We start from the raw sequence: 19347 nt of genomic DNA on the forward strand, positions 1-19347 counted from the left end.
ACCGGTGAGCCAGACGCGCCGGGTCGTTGCCGTACTCGGCCCGACCAATACAGGTAAGACGACTTACGCGATCGAACGGATGCTGGGCCACCGAACAGGTGTGATCGGCCTGCCGCTGCGCCTGCTTGCCCGCGAAGTCTATGACCGGATCGTGGAATTGCGCGGCCCGTCGGTGGTGGCGCTGGTAACAGGCGAGGAACGGATCGTCCCGCCGCGCACGCAATATTGGGTCTGCACGGTCGAGGCGATGCCCGACGGTATGGGCTGCGATTTTCTGGCGGTCGATGAAATCCAGCTTTGCGCCGATCCGGAGCGCGGGCATGTCTTTACCGACCGGCTGCTTCATGCGCGCGGCCTGCACGAAACGCTGTTTCTTGGCGCCGACACGATGCGCGGGCCGATTTCCGAACTCGTGCCCGAAGCGCATTTCATCCGCCGCGAGCGCCTGTCTACATTGCTGTATTCCGGCGCGCGCAAGACGGCGAAAATGCCGCGCCGCTCTGCGATCGTGGGGTTTTCCGTCGATAGCGTCTATGCGCTGGCTGAGTTGCTCAAGCGCCAGAAAGGCGGCGCCGCCGTGGTGATGGGCGCGCTGTCACCGCGCACGCGCAATGCGCAGGTGGCGATGTATCAGCAGGGTGAGGTCGACTACCTTGTCGCGACGGACGCGATCGGGATGGGGCTGAACCTTGATGTGCATCACGTCGCCTTTTCGTCGCTGACCAAGTTCGACGGGCGTCGGATGCGGGCGCTGCAACCCAATGAACTGGCACAGATCGCCGGGCGCGCGGGCCGTGGCCACCGGGACGGCACCTTTGGCGTGACGGGCGACGCGCCGCCGCTGGACGATGGTGTTGCCGGGGCGATCATGAACCACCGGTTCCGCCCCTTGCAAAAGCTGATCTGGCGCAACAGCGCGCTTGAATTCGGGTCGATCCACCGGCTGATCACCTCGCTCGAACGGGGGCCGGAGCATGAAATGCTGGCTCGCGCCCGCGATGCGGACGACCTGCTGGCGCTTAAATCACTGTCGGAATCGGCGCAGGTCGTGGCACGTGCCACCGATGGCCGATCGGTCAAACTGCTGTGGGATGTGTGCCGGATTCCCGATTTCCGCGGTATCAGCCACGCAGAACATTCGTCGCTGCTGGAGGCGATTTTCGGCCACCTGCATGAGCGCGGCGAGATCCCGAATGACTTCATCGCACGGGCAGTTAAACGGATCGACAAGCCCGCCGGAGATATTGACGCCATCGCGAAACGGCTCGCTTTCATCCGCACCTGGACTTATGTGGCGCAGCGAAACGGGTGGACGCAGGATGATTCTCATTGGCGTCAGGAGACACGCGCGGTAGAAGACAGGTTGTCGGATGCGCTACATTCGGCATTGATGCAAAGATTTGTGGACCGGCGGACCAGTGTACTGCTTCGCCGGCTGGGCCAGAAGGAGGCCATGGTGGCCGAAGTAAGTGATAGCGGCGATGTGACCGTCGAGGGCGAATTCGTAGGCAAGCTGGAAGGGTTCCGGTTTGCGCAGGATAAAAGTGCCGAGGGGGCAGAAGCAAAGACGATCAAGACGGCGGCGCTTCAGGCGCTGGCGCCGCATTTCCATTTGCGCGCGGACCGGTTCTACAATGCCCCCGATACGGAAATCGACTTCACCGAGCAAGGTGGTTTGATGTGGGGATCGGCGGCCATCGGCAAGCTGGTCGCGGGCAATGAGCCTCTCAAACCGCGTGTCGAGGTATTCGTCGACGATGTCGCTGGTGCGGATGTGGCCGAAAAGGTCCAACGCCGCCTGCAACATTTCATCGACCGCAAGGTGGCCGCGCTGTTCGAGCCGATGATCGCCATGCAGAACGATGAGGCGCTGACCGGTCTGGCCAAGGGATTCGCGTTCCAGATGGTCGAGGCCTTTGGCATATTGCCCCGCAGCGCGGCGGCGGACGACGTCAAGGCGCTGGATCAGGATGCGCGCGGGCTGCTGCGCAAACACGGTGTACGCTTCGGCCAGTTCACCATCTTCATGCCGCTGCTTCTTAAACCTGCGCCGACCCGCTTGCGGTTGGTGCTGTGGAGCCTTGCGCAAAACCTGTCGGAATTTCCCGAAGCGCCGCCTCCGGGCTTGGTGACGATCCCCTCTGACGATGGGGCGCCGGAAGGTGCGGACACGATGGCGGGCTATCGCAAGGCCGGTCAACGGGCGATCCGCATTGATATGCTGGAACGTCTGGCCGATCTGCTGCGCGCGCAGGACAGCCGCGCCGGGTTCGAAGCAACGCCGGACATGCTGTCGATCACCGGCATGACGCTGGAGCAATTCGCAGACCTGATGCAGGGCCTCGGCTATAACGGTGAGCGCGGCGAACGTGCCAAGGTGAAGCCGGTCGATGCGGTTGTCAGCGAAGAGACACCCGCGACGCCGCCCGCCGAAGGCCCGGACATGACCGAAACCGCCGCAGAGGCCGTCGAATCGATTCCCGATGAGGGGATCGCCCCGATTGCCGAAACCGCGCCGGAACAAACAGATATACCTGCCGCCATCCCGGAAATGAGCGAAGGCGAAACAGCCCCCGGCACTGTGCCGGATGCGGTCGAAGACCCCGAGATCGAGGTGTTCTACACCTTCACCTGGGGTGGGCGCGGCAACAACCGCCAGCGCGGCGGTGGACGCCGTCCGCAGGGTCAGGAAAACAGCGGCAAGCCGCGCGGCGGCAAGAAACCGCCCCGCAAGGCTGGTGGCAAGCCCGGTGGCCGCGACGGTGGCAAGGGCAAGCCGCAAGGGGGCCGCAGCTTCGAGGCGCGTCCGCCGAAGAAAGACAAGCCTATCGATCCTGACAATCCCTTTGCCGCGCTCGCCGCGTTGAAGCAGGACAAGTAAGGATTGACCGCGCCGCCCGAAAAGCTGCGCATAGACAAGTGGTTGTGGCAGGCGCGGTTCTTCAAGACCCGCTCTGTCGCGGCCGCGCAGGTGTCTGCCGGGCATGTTCGGGTCAACGCCACCAAAATCCACAAACCCGCGCAGAATGTCGCTCCGGGCGATGTTCTGACCTTTCCACAGGGGCGCACGGTGCGTGTGATCCGGGTTGAGGCCATCGGCCAGCGCCGCGGCCCTGCCCCCGAAGCGCAGGCGCTTTACACCGATCTTGACCCGCCCCAGCCGCGCAAGAAAACGGATATGCCTGAAAACCCCTCATATGAGGGAAAAGGTCGCCCAACGGGGCGCGATCGCCGCAGGTTGGACCTTTCCCGCAGTGGCAACCTTGAATGATCCGCATCGCTGGTCTAACTGCCACTTGATCAACAGCCCAACCGGACGACCATGACCTATATCGTCAACGACAATTGTATCGCCTGCAAATACACCGACTGCGTCGAAGTCTGCCCCGTAGATTGCTTCTACGAGGGGGAGAACATGCTGGTGATTCATCCGGATGAATGCATCGATTGCGGCGTGTGCGAACCTGAATGCCCCGCCGACGCGATCCGCCCGGACACCGAACCGGATATGGAAAAATGGGTCGAGTTCAACCGCAAGTATTCCGAATTGTGGCCGGTGATCATCACCAAGAAAGACCCGCTGCCCGAAGCGGAAGAGCGTGACGGCGAAGCTGGCAAGCTCGAAAAGTACTTCTCGGAGGCGCCGGGCGAAGGCGGCTAAGACGCCGCGCCCCTGCCCGGGACGTCAATTTTGCCGCCATAACAGGCGTTTAACTGGTGCGCGCTTTGAGAATCAGCTCAAACGTGATATATTGCCGTTACAAATGAGCCTGATCGCACCCATTTCACGGCGTAGGACTGCTGTCCTGAACGCAAGGCATCGCTGAAAATTCAGTACGTTGACGAGGACTTGCGCCTCGGCACGGCTGGCTTTTTCGCGTTGTACCACCGGGCGCGCCGCGGCGTCAAAAAAGGAAAAAGAATACATGCCAAAGTCGAAAAACCTCGACTTCCGTCCAAACGAGTATGTCGTTTACCCCGCGCATGGGGTCGGACAGATCGTCTCCATCGAAGAACAGGATGTGGCGGGATTCAAGCTGGAGGTCTTCGTGGTCTCCTTCGAGAAAGACAAGATGAAGCTGTCGGTGCCGACCAACAAGGCGACCGAAGTGGGAATGCGTGCATTGTCCAGCCCTGATGTCATCAATCAGGCACTCAAGACCCTGAAGGGCAAGGCGAAGGTCAAGCGGGCCATGTGGTCGCGTCGCGCGCAGGAATATGAGCAAAAGATCAATTCCGGCGACCTGATCGCGATTGCAGAGGTCGTTCGCGACCTGCACCGCAATGACGATCAGCGCGAGCAAAGCTATTCCGAGCGTCAGCTTTACGAAGCCGCGCTGGAACGTTTGACCCGCGAAGTTGCTGCGGTCGATGGCCGGGACGAACTGGAAGCTGCCCGCCAGGTGGACGAGGTGCTGACCAGCCGCGCGGCCTAAGCCGACCTGATCGCGTCTGGAACGAACGCTTAAGGGCCTTGCCGGTGATCGTATCGGCAGGGCCCTTTTTCGTTTGCCCGCCAGTCCTGTCCGCCAGTCCTGTCCGCCAGTCCTGTCCGCCAGTCCTGCGCCGCAAACGGGGCTGCCCCGTTACCCCTTGGACAAGCTGTCCCGCGCGGCCAGAAGTTGGTCAAGGGCGGCCGCGATATGCGGCTCTTCGATGGCGCGGGCCCCTTCTGCCACCCGAATGCGGTGGGCGGCGATCATCACGTCCGCGACCCGGTGACCTTCGGGCAAGGTGAACTTGTAGCAGGCCAGTTCAATCGTCAGCCCCAGCGGATCCTTGAAATAGATCGATTCCATGAAGCCGCGATCCTTCGGCCCGGCAAAACCGAACCCGCGGTCCTTCAGCCGTGTTATCGCCTGATTGAAGCTGGCGCGCGGCACGTCGAACGCGATATGGTGGACGCTGCCGGGAAAGGGGTCGATCCTGGCCCGGCGCGGCTTTCGCGTTTCATTCGTGAAAACAGTGATCAAACGGCCATCGCCGGGGTCGAAATAAAGGTGCCCTTCTTCCGGGTCGTCCAGATTCGGCTGTTCGAAAATGAACGGCATCCCCAGCACACCTTCCCAGAAATCGATGGTGCTTTGCCGGTCTGCGCCGACCAATGTGATGTGATGCACGCCTTGTGTGGCGATGGGCGGGGTCGTCCCGGTCATGTGGCGCTCCTCCTTGTTTCAGTCAGTCGCAAGTTTCCGCCGGAAACCTAGCGCGGTGCGCGGATTCTTACAGATTGCCCGGCCCTCTGGGTGCGCAATTGCGGCATCGGTGTCAGTTTGTGTGTCATCTGCTCACGAAAGCAGAGATCGGCTTCACGTTGGCGTGTTATCACGCTCCGGGCCATAGGGACGGGCCGCCAGTTAGGTTTAGATCGGTACAAACAATTAGTGCAGGTCCACCCATGTCCCATGATATTTGCCAGTCTCCCGTTTCGCTTACGACCCCCGGCGCCTTGTCGGAATGGAACAAAATGATCTGTGGTTTTCTGGCGCATACCGCCAGCACACCGACCCATCTGGGCGCGGTACTGGAGGCAGAGAGCGACTTTGCCATGGGCCATGCGGCCAAGGGCCTGTTCAGCCTGATGTTGGGGCGGCACGAGATGCGCGGCGCGGCGGAAGATGCCTATCGCATGGCGCGCACCGGGCGGGCCACACATGCGCGCGAACGCGGCTGGATCGACGCGCTTGGCTTCTGGCTCGCCGGGCGTCCGTCCCGCGCGGTCGCGGCGATGGAAGACGTGCTGCGCGCCCACCCCGAAGACACGCTGTCCGCCAAGGTCAGCCATGCCATCCGCTTCATGTTGGGCGACGCCGCGGGAATGCGCCGATCGGTCGAGGCCGTTCTGCCCGCCCATGAGGCGCATCCGCTGCGCGGCTATCTCTTGGGGTGCCACGCCTTTACGCTGGAAGAAACCGGTGACTATGCCGCCGCCGAACGCGCCGGGATTACCGGGCTGGAACTGGCGCCGGACGATGCGTGGGGGCTTCATGCCGTGGCGCATGTATATGACATGACCGCCCAGCCGGACCGGGGGATTGCCCTGATTGAAGACAATTGCGCGGCATGGGATCACTGCAACAATTTCCGGTATCACGTGTGGTGGCACAAGGCGCTGCTGCATCTGGACCGGAACGAGACCGCGCTGGCCGTCGCCCTTTACGATCAGCAGATCCGCGCGGACAAGACCGACGATTACCGCGACATCGCCAATGCGTCCTCGCTGTTGATGCGGCTGGAGCTTGAAGGCGTCGATGTCGCTGACCGCTGGGATGAACTGGCAGATCTGTCAGAGCAACGCACCGCCGATGGCAGTCTTGTTTTCGCCGATCTGCACTACATGCTGGCCTTGGGCGCGGCAGGGCGGTTCGAAGCCGCCAGCGAGATGGCCCTGCGCTTTACCCGCGATGCCCGCGATCCGGGCGATATGGCGCTGCGCGTGGCCGATCCGGGGCTGGCGGCGATGGCGGGGCTGCATTCCTTTGCCGAAGCGCGTTGGGATACCGCGTTCCTCAACCTGTCCGCCGCGCGCACCCAGATGCAAACCGTGGGTGGCAGCCACGCCCAGCGCGATGTGTTCGAACGTATGACCATCGACGCTGGTCTGCGTGCCGGGTTCTACGACGAGGTCAGCACGATTCTGGACCAGCGCCGAACCCTGCGGGGCGGCCATGACGATCGGTTCAACGCCACGCGGCAGGACATGCTGACCCACGCCCGGCGCATTCCCGCTCAGTAACGGGGTGGCCCCGTTCGTGGCCGCTTGACTTCCCTCGTGCACGGACCAAAGAGCTAATGACTTTCGCTGATCCAAGCCAGGCTTCCTCGATGCCCGATTCTGCTGCCTCTCCCAGTGCCGCACCAGCACGTGTGCGCGACCTCCGGTTGGATTTCTTCCGGGGGCTGGCGATGTTCATCATCCTGATCGCCCATACACCGGGCAACTTCCTCACCCTGTGGATTCCCGCGCGCTGGGGCTTTTCCGACGCGACAGAGATTTTCGTCTTCTGCTCCGGCATGGCGTCGGCGATTGCCTTCGGATCGACCTTTGACCGGGCCGGGTTCGCCCTTGGCACCGCGCGTGTCGCGTACCGGGTCTGGCAGGTCTATTGGGCGCATGTGGGGCTATTCTTTGCCACGCTGGCGCTGGCCGTTTTCCTTACCGATCTGGAGATCACCGGCCGCAATTACTGGGGCCAGTTGAACCTGTGGATGATCTTTGTCGAAAGCGACAAATGGGAAAACCCGAACATGCTGCTGTCTTTCATGACGCTGCGCTGGGTGCCCAATTATTTCGACATCCTGCCGATGTATATGATCGTGCTGATGATGATGCCGGTCGTGATGGCGCTGTCACGCGTCGATCTGCGTCTGGTTGCCGCCTTTGTCGTGGCGGTCTGGGTCCTGGGCCAGGAAACCGTGACGCGCGCCTTGGGCCTGCCCTATCTCGCCTTCCCGGCCGAGCCGTGGTCGGACCGGTCGTGGTTCTTCAACCCGTTCGGCTGGCAGCTGATCTTCTTCACCGGCTTTGCCTTCATGCGCGGCTGGTTGCCCAAACCACCGGTTTCCGCGCTGCTGATCGGTCTGGCGCTGTTCCTTGTCATCGCCAATATCCCGCTATCCAATATCGGTGTGCGCGTGCTTGGGCTGGAATGGGCGCGCGATTGGCGCGAGGCAATGGCCCCGCTGATCGACAAATCCGGGTTCGGCCTGCTGCGCTATACACATTTCCTTGCGCTCGCCTATCTGTGCTGGGTGGCGGCAGGAGATAAGGGGAGCCGTCTTTTGAGCCGGGGCGCAGGCGCGCTGGCACGGCTCTGGGACGGCGTTCTGGCGATCATCCTGAAGGTGGGGCAGCAATCTTTGGCCGTCTTTGTTGTGTCGATGTTTACTGCCCGGCTGATGGGGTTCGGCATGGATGTGATGGGCCGCGATGTTCTGACCACACTGGCCGTCAACCTTGCGGGTTTCGGCGTTCTGATCGCCACCGCATATGTTGCCGGCTGGTTCAAAACCCAACCTTGGCGCGTTCGGAGGACTGCATAATGCTGCGACGTGAATTTCTGATGGCGCTGGCCGCCTTGGCCGCCTCGCCGGGTCTTGCACAAGAGAATGAGCCGGGCTTGCAGGCCGGCGCATCCACGCCATTTTCGCGCGACGATCTGATGGAGCGCGCGCGGCAGATGGCCCAATCCGAATACACCCCGCGCGGCGAGGTGCCCGAAGATTGGCGCAACCTGACCTATGACCAGTATCGCCAGATCTGGTTCGACAGCCGCAATGCGCTGTGGGAAGGCACCGCGCTGCCGCAACGGCTGGATGTGTTTCCGCCGGGCCTGTATTTCCCGCGCCCGGTCGAGGTCCATGTGGTCGAGGGCGGCGAACAACGCCCGCTGCGTTTCGACATGGGCGTGTTCGACACGACCGACCAGTTCCCGGACCTGACGATCGATGACAGTCTTGGCTATTCCGGCCTGCGCCTGCGTGCCGATCTTCTGGGCGATGGCAACCATACCGAATATGCGGTGTTTCAGGGGGCCAGCTATTTCCGGGGCATCGGCACCGGCGAAAATTACGGGCTGTCGGCGCGGGGTTTGGCCCTGCGCACCGGTGATCCACAGGGCGAGGAGTTCCCCGACTTCGTCGCCTTCTGGATAGAGACCCCGGCCAAGGGCGCGCCCAGTGTGACGCTCCATGCGCTGCTGGACAGCCCATCCTGCACGGGGCTTTACACCTTTGTCATCCGCTATGGCGAAACCCTGATGATGGACATCACCGCCAGCCTGTTCGCGCGGGTGGACCTGACACATGTGGGTATCGCGCCGCTGACCTCGATGTTCCTGTTCGATCAGACCAACCGCGACCGCTTTTCCGATTTTCGGCCTGCGGTGCATGACAGCGACGGGCTGCTGATCCACAATGGCGATGGCGAGGTCATCTGGCGGCCCCTGGCCAATCCCGAAACGCTGCAAATCAGCGCCTTCGGTGACAATGGCCCGCGCGGTTTCGGGCTGATGCAGCGGGCGCGCCGGTTCTCTGACTTCAACGATCTTGAAGCACATTACCACAACCGCCCCGGCGTCTGGATCACCCCCGGCGAGGATTGGGGCCAAGGCTCCGTCGCGCTGGTCGAAATCCCGGCGGACAAGGAAATCTACGACAATATCGTTGCCTATTGGCGGCCCGCCGGGACCATCCCGGCAGGGGCGCGCCACGATATGAGCTACCGGCTGGATTGGGGCGACGATCCGGCCCCGCGCAAGGCCATGCCGCTGCGGGTCACGAATACCTCTGCCGGGGGCAGCGCCTTTCACAAGGGGCTGATCTTCGTCATCGACTTCCAGGCGTCGGAGGCCGTGCCAGAGGATCTGTCCAAGCTGATGCGGATCATTCGCACCACGGCAGGCACCGTGTCCGAGGGCGTTCTGCAGCGCAATCCCGAAACCGGCGGCCCAAGGCTGGCCTTTGAATTCGACCCGCAAGGAACCCCGCTGGCAGAGTTCCGCGTGCAGCTGCGCGCCGAAGACGGCACCCCACTTTCCGAGGTTTGGCTTTATCGCTGGACCCAGGACACACGCATGGCGGAAACCCGCTGATGCGCTCATGCAACCATCTTCCACCTTTGGCGTTACGTCATCATGGATAACACCCCTCACCTTGACTCACACATGCCCGCTCCAGCCCCGCTGGAAATCGTCCCGCAGCGTTTCGACCGCGCGCCACAGGCGGCGGTAAATGCAGGTGGGTCAAAGGGCGATCTGGCACAGGCCCGCGCCTTCCCGTGGCGGCTGGCCCTTTTCGCCCCGGCCCTTGCTGGCACCGCCGCGCTGGTGGCGGGAATGCACGCATGGCTGAACATGGGCGGCATGACCTGGCTGGAATGGGCGCTGCTCAGCCTGATTGGCTTCAGCTTCGTATGGGTGGCGCTGTCGGTTGCCACCGTCATCGTGGCGCTGGCGGGCCTTGCGCTGCGCCGGGCCGAAACCGTGACCGATGCCGCGCCGCTGGATGTGGCCCTGCTGGTCCCGGTCTATAACGAGAACCCCAGCGATGTCTTTGGCAATGCGCAGGCGATGCTGGACGATCTGGCCCGCCAGAACGCGGCGCATCGCTTTACCCTGTTCGTTCTGTCCGACACGCGCGATCCCAAGATCGCCGCCGACGAGGTCTCTGCCTTGCGCGCGCTGCGCCGCGATGCGCCCGCCGGGATGGACGTCTATTACCGCCGCCGGGCCGAAAATACCGACAAGAAGATCGGCAATCTGCATGACTGGATCACCGGTTGGGGCGCGGCGTATGACGCGATGCTGGTGCTGGATGCCGACAGCCTGATGGCCGGGCGCAGCATCATTGCGCTGGCCGACGCGCTGGCCGCCGATCCCAAGGCCGGGCTGATGCAAAGCTTCCCGACGCTAATCGGGGCAGAGACCGTCTTTGCCCGTATTCAGCAGTTTTCCAACATCGCCTATGGCTGGCTTCTGGCCGAGGGGCTGGCGCTCTGGTCCCAGTCGGAAGGCAACTATTGGGGCCACAACGCGATCATGCGCACCCGCGCCTTTGCCGAAGCGGCAGGCCTGCCCCGTTTGCGCGGCGACCGGCTGATCCTGAGCCATGACTTCGTCGAGGCCGGCTTGCTGCGCCGCGCGGGTTGGCGCGTGCGGTTCTTGCCGCGCATCGCCGGATCGTATGAGGAAACGCCCGCGACCCTGATCGATTACGTGTTGCGCGACCGGCGCTGGTGCCGGGGCAATCTGCAACACCTGCGCCTTCTGGGCGCGCGGGGGCTGCACCCGGTCTCACGGTTCCACCTGTTCCAAGGCGCGGTCAGCTATCTGCTAAGCCCCGCATGGTTCCTCCTGCTGTTGGCATGGGCGCTTTTGGGCAAGAACGAAACGACCAATGTCATCAGCTATTTCCGCGAGGATAACCCGCTTTATCCCGATTGGCCGGTGATGACAGAGATCAACGCGGCGCTGTTTCTCGTCATCATGTACGCGGTGCTGCTGACGCCCAAGCTGATGGGGGCGGGCATCATCGCGCTGCATCCCAAGGCGCAGCGCATTTTCGGCGGTCGCCGGAACTTCCTGACCGCCTTCCTCGTGGAGATTACGCTGTCGGTTCTCTATGCGCCTGTGCTGATGATCCAGCAATGCCGCGCCGTGCTGCGCGCCGCGCTGACCATGTCTGAACCGTGGTCGCCGCAAAGCCGGACCGCGCGTGGGCACGACCTTGGCACATTGCTGCGCTTCCACTGGCTGGAAACGGTTCTGGGCCTGATCCTTGCGGTTGGCCTTGTATCGGGCCTTGTGTCCATGTGGCTGCTGCCGATCGTGATCTCGCTGGTCATGGCGGTGCCGCTTTCGGCGCTGGGGTCGTTCAACCTTGCCCGCCATGCCCCCCCAGCGCTGCGGCTCGACAGCCCCAACACCCTGCGCGAGCCTGCAATCGTCACCCGTGCCCGGATCGAACGGGACCGGATGCGCGCGCATCTGGCAGGTCAGATCGAAACACCGGCAGAATAACCCTTGGCGCGTGTCGCGCGGCCCTCAAGCCGCGCGGCAGCGTCAGTTGAGCGCGGTCTGCGCCTCGAACCACTCCAGCGCCATTTCCGCCCAGCCATTTGGCACGGCATGCCCGCCCGGATGCATCACGAAGCTCAACGATGAGCCCGGCGCGCAGTTTTCCGACCAGTCACGCCGCCACAGGAGGCCGTCGGCGCTGCGTGCGTCCGGGTCATGGGTGCGGCAGTCATTCGTCTCGCGCCACAGCGCGATGGAGTGGAACACATCGCCCTGCACAAAGGCGTCCGGCGCATAGGCATCTGCACCCCGCACCGTCCGTCCTTCCAGCGGCACGACCCCGTCATTCCAGCCGTGGGTATGCATCAGGCGCACCGGTCCGGCGCAATCCTGCGGTTGCGGACGCCACATTCCGCCCGCCACCGGGGCGTAAGCGGCGAACAAATCGGGCTGGAAACAGGCCACGTAGGACACCATCGAGCCGCCGATGGAAAAGCCCGACAGCATCACCGTATCCGGGTCAAAACCGAACCGCGTGGCAGCGTCCTTCTTCACGCTTGCAAGAAACGGCAATTCGTCGCGCGCGGCGGGCCGATCCGGGTGGAAAGACCATGTGCGCCCGTTGCGCCCTTCGCGCGGGGTGCCATTTGGCGCGATGACCGCCAGCCCGGCCTCGGTGAAGGTGCGGACCATGCCCGACATGCTCAGGCTGCCCGCGCCGGAGGATCCAAACCCGTGCAGGAACATGACCGCGCCTTTGGGCGGCCCGTCCGGCAGGGCCGCGAAATAGCTGCCCGTGGGCACCTCGCAAGCGTTGTCCGGCGCGGCGCAGTCCTGCGCGTTGGCACTTGTGGCGACGCCGAAAGCGATGGCGGCACTCAGGGCAATGGCCTTGGCGGTAAATCTTTGTTTCATAGGCGCACCACCGGCAAGCCCTTGCGCAGCCAGCCCTGCCCCGCACCCGATCCAAGCATCCCTTCCGGCACGTCCAGAACCCGGGTGAACCCGGCCTCTGCCATGCGCTGCGCAAGTCGCCGGGACCGCACGCCGCGCGCGCAGATCACTGCAATCGGGGCGTGCGCGTCACCGCCCACAAGCGTCAGCACCGCGCCCGCGAAATCCGCCCGGCGCATATCGATGGGATGCGCCCCCGCGCCGATACCGGTGCGCGCCCATTCATCGGGTCGGCGAATGTCGATCAGCGTGATGTCGCGGCGGGTTGCCATAGCATGGGCGTCCTCGACGCTCAGCCCGGCTTGGGTGACGCTTGCGCCGATATTGAACCAGCGCGCGCCCAGCACCCCGACGCCCACGGCCGCCACGGCGCCCAGCGCCAGAATGCGGCGGCGCGAGGGGGGCTTGGGATTATGAGGGGAGCCATCCGGCCCGGCGGACGTGGGATTTTGTGTCATTGGCGCTTCGCTTCCAAACCAGCCCTTTGGTAACTTCCGCGCCCCTGTCGATCAAAAGCTAATTGTCCGGCTCGCGCCGATGTGACCGGTGCTAGCGCAGCTTGGGCGGCTTGTCCGGGTCCATGCCCGGCGCGGCCGGCGTGGCGGCTTTCGGATCTGGCGCGGCGGGGATGTCGAACCGCATCCCCACGCGAGTGAGTTTTTCTGCCAAGGGGGCCTGCGGCGCGACGAAAACCACGTCGAGTTGTCCCGCATCGAGGCCGGAGAATGTCAGCGCCTCGGACACCATCCGGGCCAGCGCCGGTTCGGCCCGCGCCTCTGCCCCGATGATCGCCAGCAAATGCCCCTGCCCGCCATCGGCGTAATCCGCCCGCGCAAGGCACGCGGCCTCGGCCAGACCAGCGGCGCGCGCCAAGCGGATCGACAGCGCCTCCAGCAGCGCTTCGGGCACCTGTCCGGGCGAAGCCACGCCCTTGATCCGCGCCTCCGCCGCATCGGGCGCGTCTTGGCCCAGCGTTTGCACCAGCCATGTCAGCGCATCGGGCGGCAGGACAATCGCGGACGGGGCCGTGTCCAGGTTCAGACCCAGCAGGATGCCCTGCCCGTCCAACATCTGCGCCACGATCCGTCCCGGCAACGCCACATAGGGCGCAGGACCGTCGGAAAACTCCGCCAGTCGCAATTCGGTGTCAAAGGCCAGAACCATGGGGCCATCGCCGGTTTCGATCAGGCGCGGCGTGATGTCGTCGCCGTCAGGCTCGCTCTCCAGCAGCAGGCACAGTTCGGTATCGGCCAGCGTCGCGAAGTAGTTCAGCCGCGCGGCGTCGGAGCTGTCCATCAGCGCATGGGCCTGATCGAGCGGGGTTGGTTCTGTCATTGCAATGCCTCTTTGACCGCAAGGCGCAGGGCGGGCACCACCTCGGCCTCGAAAAAGGGGTTTCGTTTCAGCCAGGCGGTATTGCGCCAGCTTGGATGCGGCAACACGAAGGTGGCCGGGGCGTGATCGCGCCAGTTGCGCACCGCGTCATCCACGCGGCCCTTCCAGCCCAGATGCCAGCGCATGGCATAGGCCCCCACAAGGATGCGCAACCGCACTTGGCCAAGCGCGTCCATCATCTTGCCACGCCATGTGCGCGCGCAGACCGGCGGCGGCGGCAGGTCACTGCCCTTGGCGTTATAGCCGGGAAAGCAGAACGCCATCGGCACTATTGCAAGCCTGTCGCGGTCATAGAAGGTCTGATCGTCGATCCCCATCCAGTCGCGCAGCCGGTCGCCGGAAGGATCGGTGAAGGGGCGGCCGCTTTCATGCACCCGGGCCCCGGGCGCTTGTCCCGCCACCAAAATCCGCGCCCCCGGACGCGCCCAGACGACCGGGCGCGGCGCATGGCCGGTGGCGGTTTGCGTAAAGCGATCCGCACAGATGCGGCAGGCGCGGATATCTTGGGTCAGACGCTCCATCCTGCCCGGATGTGCGCGTTTTCCGGGCGAGAGGCAAGCGCCCCTGCGCGGAACTCTGAGGCCGCAACCTTGGATCGGCCCGGCCTTCTGATCGTCCGGCGTTCTCATCAGCCTGCCTTCATTTCGATATTTGTCGAAATATTTCTTGCCGCGCCCCGCTCATTTCGATAATCCTAGAAATATGAAACACGACTCGACAGACAACCTCGACCTTGCCCGCGCAGCCTCGACCTTTGCCGCGCTGGGATCGGAGCAACGGCTGGCAGTTCTGCGAAGCCTTGTGCGCGCCGGACCCAACGGGCTGAGCATCGGAGAATTGGGAGAGCGATGCGGCGTGACCGGATCGACCCTGACCCACCACATGAAAATCCTTGCCCAATCCGGGCTGGTGACACAGGCCCGCAAGGGGCGGAGCATTATCTGCGCCGCGGTCGCCTATGATGAGGTGAAGGCCTTGTCGAACTTCCTGCTGAAGGAATGCTGCACGGATTGCGCGCCCCCTGCGGATGGAGACATTGATCATGGCTGATACGGCCCACACCCCGCCCTCTTCGCTTTACGAACGCTGGCGGCGCATCGACAAGGCGTGGCTGACTGTCGGGCTGATCCCGCTGGCCGTGCTGGTTCTGGACAGCGCGCAATTCTGGCCGGTCGTGACCACCGCCCTGCGCGCCTTTGCCGGGACCGCGCCCCTGATCGTCTTTGCCATCACCGCTGTCGCCTATGTCAAAGCCAGCGGGGCCGAAACGCTGATCGCGCGCGCCTTCGAGGGCAACGCCGCGCGCATGATCTTTCTGGCAGCGCTTCTGGGGGGATTGTCGCCGTTCTGTTCCTGCGAGGTCATCCCCTTCATCGCCGCCCTGCTTGCCGTGGGTGCGCCGCTGAGTGCCGTCATGGCGTTCTGGCTGGCCTCGCCGCTGATGGACCCCCCGATGTTCTTCGTCACCGCCGGAGAGTTGGGCCTGCCCTTCGCCATCGGCAAGACGGCGGCGGCGGTCTCGCTGGGGCTGTTTGGCGGCTTTGCCACGATGCTTCTGGCGCGCTCACCGATCTTTTCCGACCCGCTGCGCGAAAAGCCGCAAATCGGTGGCTGCTGCGGCGTCCAGAAACCGTTTCAGGGCCAGCCGGTCTGGAAGTTCTGGACAGAAGCCCCGCGCCGCACCGCCTTTCGCGACAGCTGGATCGAAAACGCGCTGTTTCTCGTGAAGTGGTTGCTGATCGCGTATCTCTTCGAGGCGCTGATGATCGAATACGGCACCACGCAATATGTCGCGCAGTTCTTGGGCGGTGACGGGCTGCTGACCGTTGCACTGGCCGCGCTGGTCGGAATGCCCGCCTATCTCAACGGCTATATGGCGGTGGGGCTGATGGGCGGCCTTGTGGAACATGGCATGTCTCCGGGCGCCGCGATGAGCTTTGTGATCGCGGGCGGTGTGTCCTCCATTCCCGCCGCGATTGCGGTCTGGGCCTTGGTCAAACCGCGCGTTTTCGCCGCCTATCTGGGCTTTGCGCTGATCGGGGCCATACTCGCCGGGGTGGCGTGGCAGGCCGTCGCCTGACCCTCCCCCGGCCGTCGAATGGCCCGTCCGTCCGCATCTGATCGGTGCGGGCGGATTTCTGCTTTTGACCATGAGGAAAGCGAACAGTTCCCGCGTAAGCGGTGGATTTGTTGCCCCATCGGACATAATATAGCCTGAATCCGGGAATAACTCGGTAAGAAACTCCTGTTAGGGAGGCTGGAAGAGCCCTCGTACCGGGGGTGGAGCAGGCAATGTTGGAATTCTTGGATGTCTCCAAGTCCTTTTGGACAGGGCAGCAGCGCAAGGTGATCCTTGACCGCGTGTCTTTTCGCGTGGAACTGGGCCGCTCGCTTGGCATTCTTGCGCCCAACGGCACCGGCAAGACGACGCTGATCAACATGATGGCGGGCCTGGAAAAACCGGATGAGGGCGTGATCAACCGGGGATGCAATATCTCCTTTCCGCTTGGCTTCATGGGCGGCGTGGTCACGAAAATCTCTGCGCTCGAAAATTCCCGCTATATTGCAAGGCTTTACGGACTGGACCCCGATTATGTCGAAAGCTTCTGCCGCTGGCTCTGTGGGCTGGGCGAGTATTTCGATCAGCCCATCGGCACCTATAGTCAGGGGATGCGCGCGCGGTTCTCCTTTGCGTTGATGCTGGCGCTCGATTTTGACATGTATCTCATCGACGAGGGGATGCCGGGGACCACGGATGTGGAATTCAACCGCAAGGCGGGGGATATTCTGCGCGAACGACTGGCGACGACAACGATCATCATCGTATCGCACCAACCGCAAACACTTGAGAAATTCGCGCGTTCGGCGGCGGTACTCCTGAACGGCAAACTTCACATGTTCGACACCTTGGAAGAGGCAAGACAGCTTTATGACTACGAAACCCAAGGCTAGAAAATTCCGCATCCGGCGGTCCATGCCGCGCAGCAGAGCCGAAAGTGCGGGCGTTGACGGGTCTGCTGTGCGGGCGCAACCGGTGCCCGATCCGGCCCCACACGCCGCGGAACCGCCCGAAGCGCCGCGCGTGCAGCAAACTGGTGCAAAGCCGGCTGCGGCACAACCACAGCAACCACCGCAGGCCAACCAACAGGCGGCCCCGTCCGCCTCTGCCCAGGCCACCGGCGCGCCCAGCACCGATCTGGACGCGATCCGGCGCGAAGGGCTGACGGGCCGCCAACTGCGCATGGCGCGGCGCGTGGCGCAAAAGCACGGGCTGGCCCCGACCTCTGATTTCGACGCGGTAAGACTGCTGCGCGACAAGGGGATCGATCCGTTCCAGCGGTCCAATATGCTGGAATTGGTGGCCCCCAAGCCGGACGATGACGGCGCGCAAGACGGCAGCGATCAGACGCGCCGCACGCAATTGCCGCAAACCGTGCCTGCGGGCGGAGGCAACCTGCCCTCCACCGAAACCATCAGCCCGGCGCAGCGGCGTGAACGCGAGATTTCCGACATTCAGCGCGACATCGCCCGCCGCCGCCGCCGCAAGATGGCGCTTTTGGTGACGCGGCTGCTGTTCTTCGTCTTCCTGCCGACCTTCTTTACCGGGTGGTATTTCTACAAGATCGCCACACCGATGTACGCCACCCACAGCGAATTTCTGATCATCCAGAACGAAGGGTCGGGCGGCGGCGGCGCGCTTGGGGGCTTGCTGCCCACGCAATTCGCCACCTCGCAGGATAGTATCGCGGTGCAGTCCTATCTGACGTCCAAAGACGCGATGCTGCGGCTTGACCGGGATGAGGGGTTCCGCGCCCATTTCGCGGACACGTCAATCGACCCGATCCAGCGCCTGTCCGAAGAACCGTCCACCGAAGAAGCGCACCGGGCTTACAAGAAGAACGTCAAGATCGGCTTCGATCCGACCGAAGGCGTGATCCGTATGGAGGTGGTCGCTGCCGATCCGGCGGTCAGCCAGTCCTTTTCCGAGGCGCTGATTTCCTACGCCGAAGAACGGGTGAACCAGCTTTCGGCGCAAAAGCGCGAGGATCAGATGCGCGACGCGCTGGAGGCGCTTGCCAAGGCGGAGGAGGATCGTCGCGAGGCGCAGGGCGAGCTGGTCGCGCTTCAGATCGAAGGCGCGACGCTGGATCCAGAGGCCGTGATCGCGGCCTTGCGGACCCAGATTTCCGAGATCAACGGGCTGATCACCGAAAAGGAGATCGAGCTTGATACCCTTCTCAACAACACGCGCCCGAACCAAGCCAAGGTGGATGGTGCGCGCAGCACGCTGAACATCCTGCGCAATCGCCGGAGCGTGCTGGAAGCCGAGATGACGGATATGAGCCAGGGCGAAAACAGTCTGGCGCAGCTGTCGATCAACATCCAGATGGCGCAGGCAGACCTCGCCACGCGCGACATGATGCTGCAATCGGCGCTGCAGCAGATGGAACAGGCCCGGACCGAAGCGAACCGCCAGGTGCGTTATTTGACAGTGGCCGTGCGCCCCGTCGCCCCGGATGAGGCGACTTATCCCCGCGCATTCGAGAACACGATCTTGGCTTTCATGGTTTTTGCAGGCATCTACCTGATGATCTCGCTGACTGGAGCGATCTTGAAAGAACAGGTGTCTTCCTGATGAAAACAATCGATGTCGCCGGGCTGAAGATCGGCAACGCCTGCCCGCTTACCGTGATCGCAGGCCCGTGCCAGCTTGAAAGCGCCGATCATGCGCAGATGATCGCGGGCACCATGAAAGAGGCCTGTGCCGCTGCCGGAGCGCAATATGTGTTCAAGGCCAGCTACGACAAGGCCAACCGCACCTCGCTGTCGGGCAAGCGCGGCCTTGGCATCGATGCCGGGCTGAAAGTGCTGGACGACCTGCGCAAGGCGCTGGATGTGCCGGTGCTGACCGATATCCACTCCGAAGCGCAGTGCAAGCCCGCCGCAGATGCGGTCGACATTCTGCAAATCCCCGCCTTCCTGTGCCGCCAGACCGATCTGCTGATCGCGGCGGGCGAAACCGGTGCGGCGGTGAATGTCAAAAAGGGGCAGTTCCTTGCCCCATGGGACATGCCGAACGTGATTTCAAAGATTGAAAGCACCGGTAATACTCGCATCCTGCTGACCGAGCGCGGCACCTCTTTCGGCTACAACACGCTTGTGGCCGATATGCGCGCCCTGCCCCAGATGGCCGCGACAGGCTATCCGGTGGTCATGGACGCGACCCATTCGGTGCAGCAACCGGGCGGCAAGGGCGGCTCTTCCGGGGGGCAGCGCGAATTCGCCCCCGTGATGGCCCGCGCGGCGGTCAGCCTTGGTGTCGCCTCGGTGTTCATCGAAACGCATGAAGACCCGGACAATGCGCCCTCCGACGGGCCAAACATGATCCCGCTTTCGCAAATGGCTCATCTTGTTGACACAATGATGCAGTTTGATGCGCTGGCCAAAGCAAATCCTATCGTGATCTGACAGAGTACCTACA

The 19347-nt window shown here is 63.4% G+C and carries 18 protein-coding genes; 13 read left to right on the forward strand and 5 right to left on the reverse strand.

What is annotated here, in order from left to right; all coding sequences use genetic code 11:
• The first annotated feature begins 4 nt into the window (after positions 1–4).
• The 4 genes from E4Z66_RS12970 to E4Z66_RS12985 all read left to right on the forward strand — a co-directional run bounded on the left by E4Z66_RS12970 (position 5) and on the right by E4Z66_RS12985 (position 4436).
• A complete protein-coding gene (locus E4Z66_RS12970; protein WP_211097154.1) occupies positions 5–2881 on the forward strand; it encodes a helicase-related protein in 2877 nt (958 codons plus the stop codon).
• Between the two features lie 3 nt (positions 2882–2884).
• Entirely contained in the window at positions 2885–3271 is a 387-nt protein-coding gene (locus E4Z66_RS12975; RefSeq protein WP_136463444.1) for an RNA-binding S4 domain-containing protein, read from the forward strand.
• A gap of 51 nt (positions 3272–3322) precedes the next feature.
• The gene (gene fdxA, locus E4Z66_RS12980) at positions 3323–3661 is read left to right on the forward strand and encodes a ferredoxin FdxA (RefSeq protein ID WP_136463445.1); all 339 of its coding nucleotides are present in this window, start codon (positions 3323–3325) and stop codon (positions 3659–3661) included.
• Positions 3662–3926: 265 nt separating this feature from the next.
• Positions 3927–4436 (forward strand): CarD family transcriptional regulator, encoded by a 510-nt coding sequence (locus E4Z66_RS12985; RefSeq protein ID WP_136463446.1) that lies wholly within the window; start codon positions 3927–3929, stop codon positions 4434–4436.
• 150 nt (positions 4437–4586) lie between these two features.
• On the opposite strand, the gene E4Z66_RS12990 is transcribed toward E4Z66_RS12985, so the two are convergent.
• Positions 4587–5156 carry a VOC family protein gene (locus E4Z66_RS12990; RefSeq protein ID WP_136463447.1) on the reverse strand — a complete coding sequence of 190 codons (570 nt, stop codon included), beginning with the start codon at positions 5154–5156 and terminating at the stop codon, positions 4587–4589.
• A gap of 242 nt (positions 5157–5398) precedes the next feature.
• Here E4Z66_RS12990 and E4Z66_RS12995 point away from each other — a divergent pair, with 242 nt between their 5' ends.
• The 4 genes from E4Z66_RS12995 (at position 5399) to mdoH (ending at position 11519) form a co-directional block, all read left to right on the forward strand.
• Positions 5399–6736, forward strand: a complete 1338-nt coding sequence (locus E4Z66_RS12995; protein ID WP_136463448.1) for a tetratricopeptide repeat protein — start codon at positions 5399–5401, stop codon at positions 6734–6736.
• 89 nt (positions 6737–6825) lie between these two features.
• Positions 6826–8043: an OpgC family protein gene (locus E4Z66_RS13000; protein WP_246036021.1), complete on the forward strand. Its 1218-nt coding sequence runs from the start codon at positions 6826–6828 to the stop codon at positions 8041–8043.
• Positions 8043–9593, forward strand: a complete 1551-nt coding sequence (locus tag E4Z66_RS13005; RefSeq protein ID WP_136463450.1) for an OpgD/OpgG family glucan biosynthesis protein — start codon at positions 8043–8045, stop codon at positions 9591–9593. Before E4Z66_RS13000 ends, E4Z66_RS13005 begins: the two co-directional genes overlap by 1 nt.
• A 72-nt stretch (positions 9594–9665) precedes the next feature.
• Positions 9666–11519 carry a glucans biosynthesis glucosyltransferase MdoH gene (gene mdoH, locus E4Z66_RS13010; RefSeq protein ID WP_246036022.1) on the forward strand — a complete coding sequence of 618 codons (1854 nt, stop codon included), beginning with the start codon at positions 9666–9668 and terminating at the stop codon, positions 11517–11519.
• Positions 11520–11561: 42 nt separating this feature from the next.
• Here mdoH and E4Z66_RS13015 read toward each other — a convergent pair whose 3' ends face one another.
• The 4 genes from E4Z66_RS13015 to E4Z66_RS13030 all read right to left on the reverse strand — a co-directional run bounded on the left by E4Z66_RS13015 (position 11562) and on the right by E4Z66_RS13030 (position 14386).
• Positions 11562–12431: a CE1 family esterase gene (locus E4Z66_RS13015; RefSeq protein WP_136463452.1), complete on the reverse strand. Its 870-nt coding sequence runs from the start codon at positions 12429–12431 to the stop codon at positions 11562–11564.
• Positions 12428–12928 carry a rhodanese-like domain-containing protein gene (locus tag E4Z66_RS13020; protein ID WP_136463453.1) on the reverse strand — a complete coding sequence of 167 codons (501 nt, stop codon included), beginning with the start codon at positions 12926–12928 and terminating at the stop codon, positions 12428–12430. The genes E4Z66_RS13015 and E4Z66_RS13020 overlap by 4 nt, the downstream gene beginning before the upstream one ends.
• Before the next feature lie 91 nt (positions 12929–13019).
• Positions 13020–13805 carry an SseB family protein gene (locus tag E4Z66_RS13025; protein WP_136463454.1) on the reverse strand — a complete coding sequence of 262 codons (786 nt, stop codon included), beginning with the start codon at positions 13803–13805 and terminating at the stop codon, positions 13020–13022.
• A complete protein-coding gene (locus E4Z66_RS13030; RefSeq protein WP_136463455.1) occupies positions 13802–14386 on the reverse strand; it encodes a uracil-DNA glycosylase family protein in 585 nt (194 codons plus the stop codon). The genes E4Z66_RS13025 and E4Z66_RS13030 overlap by 4 nt, the downstream gene beginning before the upstream one ends.
• Before the next feature lie 181 nt (positions 14387–14567).
• On the opposite strand from E4Z66_RS13030, the gene E4Z66_RS13035 reads away from it, so the two are divergent.
• From E4Z66_RS13035 to kdsA, 5 genes are all read left to right on the forward strand, one after another.
• Complete coding sequence (locus E4Z66_RS13035) at positions 14568–14915, forward strand: ArsR/SmtB family transcription factor (RefSeq protein ID WP_136463456.1); 348 nt, start codon at positions 14568–14570, stop codon at positions 14913–14915.
• Complete coding sequence (locus E4Z66_RS13040; RefSeq protein ID WP_136463457.1) at positions 14908–15945, forward strand: permease; 1038 nt, start codon at positions 14908–14910, stop codon at positions 15943–15945. Before E4Z66_RS13035 ends, E4Z66_RS13040 begins: the two co-directional genes overlap by 8 nt.
• A gap of 212 nt (positions 15946–16157) precedes the next feature.
• Positions 16158–16817 carry an ABC transporter ATP-binding protein gene (locus E4Z66_RS13045; protein ID WP_136463458.1) on the forward strand — a complete coding sequence of 220 codons (660 nt, stop codon included), beginning with the start codon at positions 16158–16160 and terminating at the stop codon, positions 16815–16817.
• Complete coding sequence (locus E4Z66_RS13050) at positions 16795–18501, forward strand: KpsE/RkpR family capsule polysaccharide export protein (protein WP_136463459.1); 1707 nt, start codon at positions 16795–16797, stop codon at positions 18499–18501. The genes E4Z66_RS13045 and E4Z66_RS13050 overlap by 23 nt, the downstream gene beginning before the upstream one ends.
• Positions 18501–19334: a 3-deoxy-8-phosphooctulonate synthase gene (kdsA, locus tag E4Z66_RS13055; protein WP_136463460.1), complete on the forward strand. Its 834-nt coding sequence runs from the start codon at positions 18501–18503 to the stop codon at positions 19332–19334. Before E4Z66_RS13050 ends, kdsA begins: the two co-directional genes overlap by 1 nt.
• Positions 19335–19347: the final 13 nt, after the last annotated feature.

Origin of the sequence: Aliishimia ponticola, from assembly GCF_004803475.1 — a bacterium.
Taxonomy (GTDB): domain Bacteria; phylum Pseudomonadota; class Alphaproteobacteria; order Rhodobacterales; family Rhodobacteraceae; genus Aliishimia; species Aliishimia ponticola.

Bases quoted from the DNA above. Each gene is read 5' to 3' on its own strand.
- E4Z66_RS13005 (WP_136463450.1), top strand. From the start codon at position 8,043: ATGCTGCGACGTGAATTTCTGATGGCGCTGGCCGCCTTGGCCGCCTCG.
- fdxA (WP_136463445.1), top strand. From the start codon at position 3,323: ATGACCTATATCGTCAACGACAATTGTATCGCCTGCAAATACACCGAC.
- E4Z66_RS13045 (WP_136463458.1), top strand. From the start codon at position 16,158: ATGTTGGAATTCTTGGATGTCTCCAAGTCCTTTTGGACAGGGCAGCAG.
- E4Z66_RS12990 (WP_136463447.1), bottom strand. From the start codon at position 5,156: ATGACCGGGACGACCCCGCCCATCGCCACACAAGGCGTGCATCACATC.
- E4Z66_RS12995 (WP_136463448.1), top strand. From the start codon at position 5,399: ATGTCCCATGATATTTGCCAGTCTCCCGTTTCGCTTACGACCCCCGGC.
- E4Z66_RS13030 (WP_136463455.1), bottom strand. From the start codon at position 14,386: ATGGAGCGTCTGACCCAAGATATCCGCGCCTGCCGCATCTGTGCGGAT.
- E4Z66_RS13000 (WP_246036021.1), top strand. From the start codon at position 6,826: ATGCCCGATTCTGCTGCCTCTCCCAGTGCCGCACCAGCACGTGTGCGC.
- E4Z66_RS13020 (WP_136463453.1), bottom strand. From the start codon at position 12,928: ATGACACAAAATCCCACGTCCGCCGGGCCGGATGGCTCCCCTCATAAT.
- E4Z66_RS12985 (WP_136463446.1), top strand. From the start codon at position 3,927: ATGCCAAAGTCGAAAAACCTCGACTTCCGTCCAAACGAGTATGTCGTT.
- E4Z66_RS13035 (WP_136463456.1), top strand. From the start codon at position 14,568: ATGAAACACGACTCGACAGACAACCTCGACCTTGCCCGCGCAGCCTCG.
- kdsA (WP_136463460.1), top strand. From the start codon at position 18,501: ATGAAAACAATCGATGTCGCCGGGCTGAAGATCGGCAACGCCTGCCCG.
- mdoH (WP_246036022.1), top strand. From the start codon at position 9,666: ATGCCCGCTCCAGCCCCGCTGGAAATCGTCCCGCAGCGTTTCGACCGC.
- E4Z66_RS13050 (WP_136463459.1), top strand. From the start codon at position 16,795: ATGACTACGAAACCCAAGGCTAGAAAATTCCGCATCCGGCGGTCCATG.
- E4Z66_RS13015 (WP_136463452.1), bottom strand. From the start codon at position 12,431: ATGAAACAAAGATTTACCGCCAAGGCCATTGCCCTGAGTGCCGCCATC.
- E4Z66_RS13040 (WP_136463457.1), top strand. From the start codon at position 14,908: ATGGCTGATACGGCCCACACCCCGCCCTCTTCGCTTTACGAACGCTGG.
- E4Z66_RS13025 (WP_136463454.1), bottom strand. From the start codon at position 13,805: ATGACAGAACCAACCCCGCTCGATCAGGCCCATGCGCTGATGGACAGC.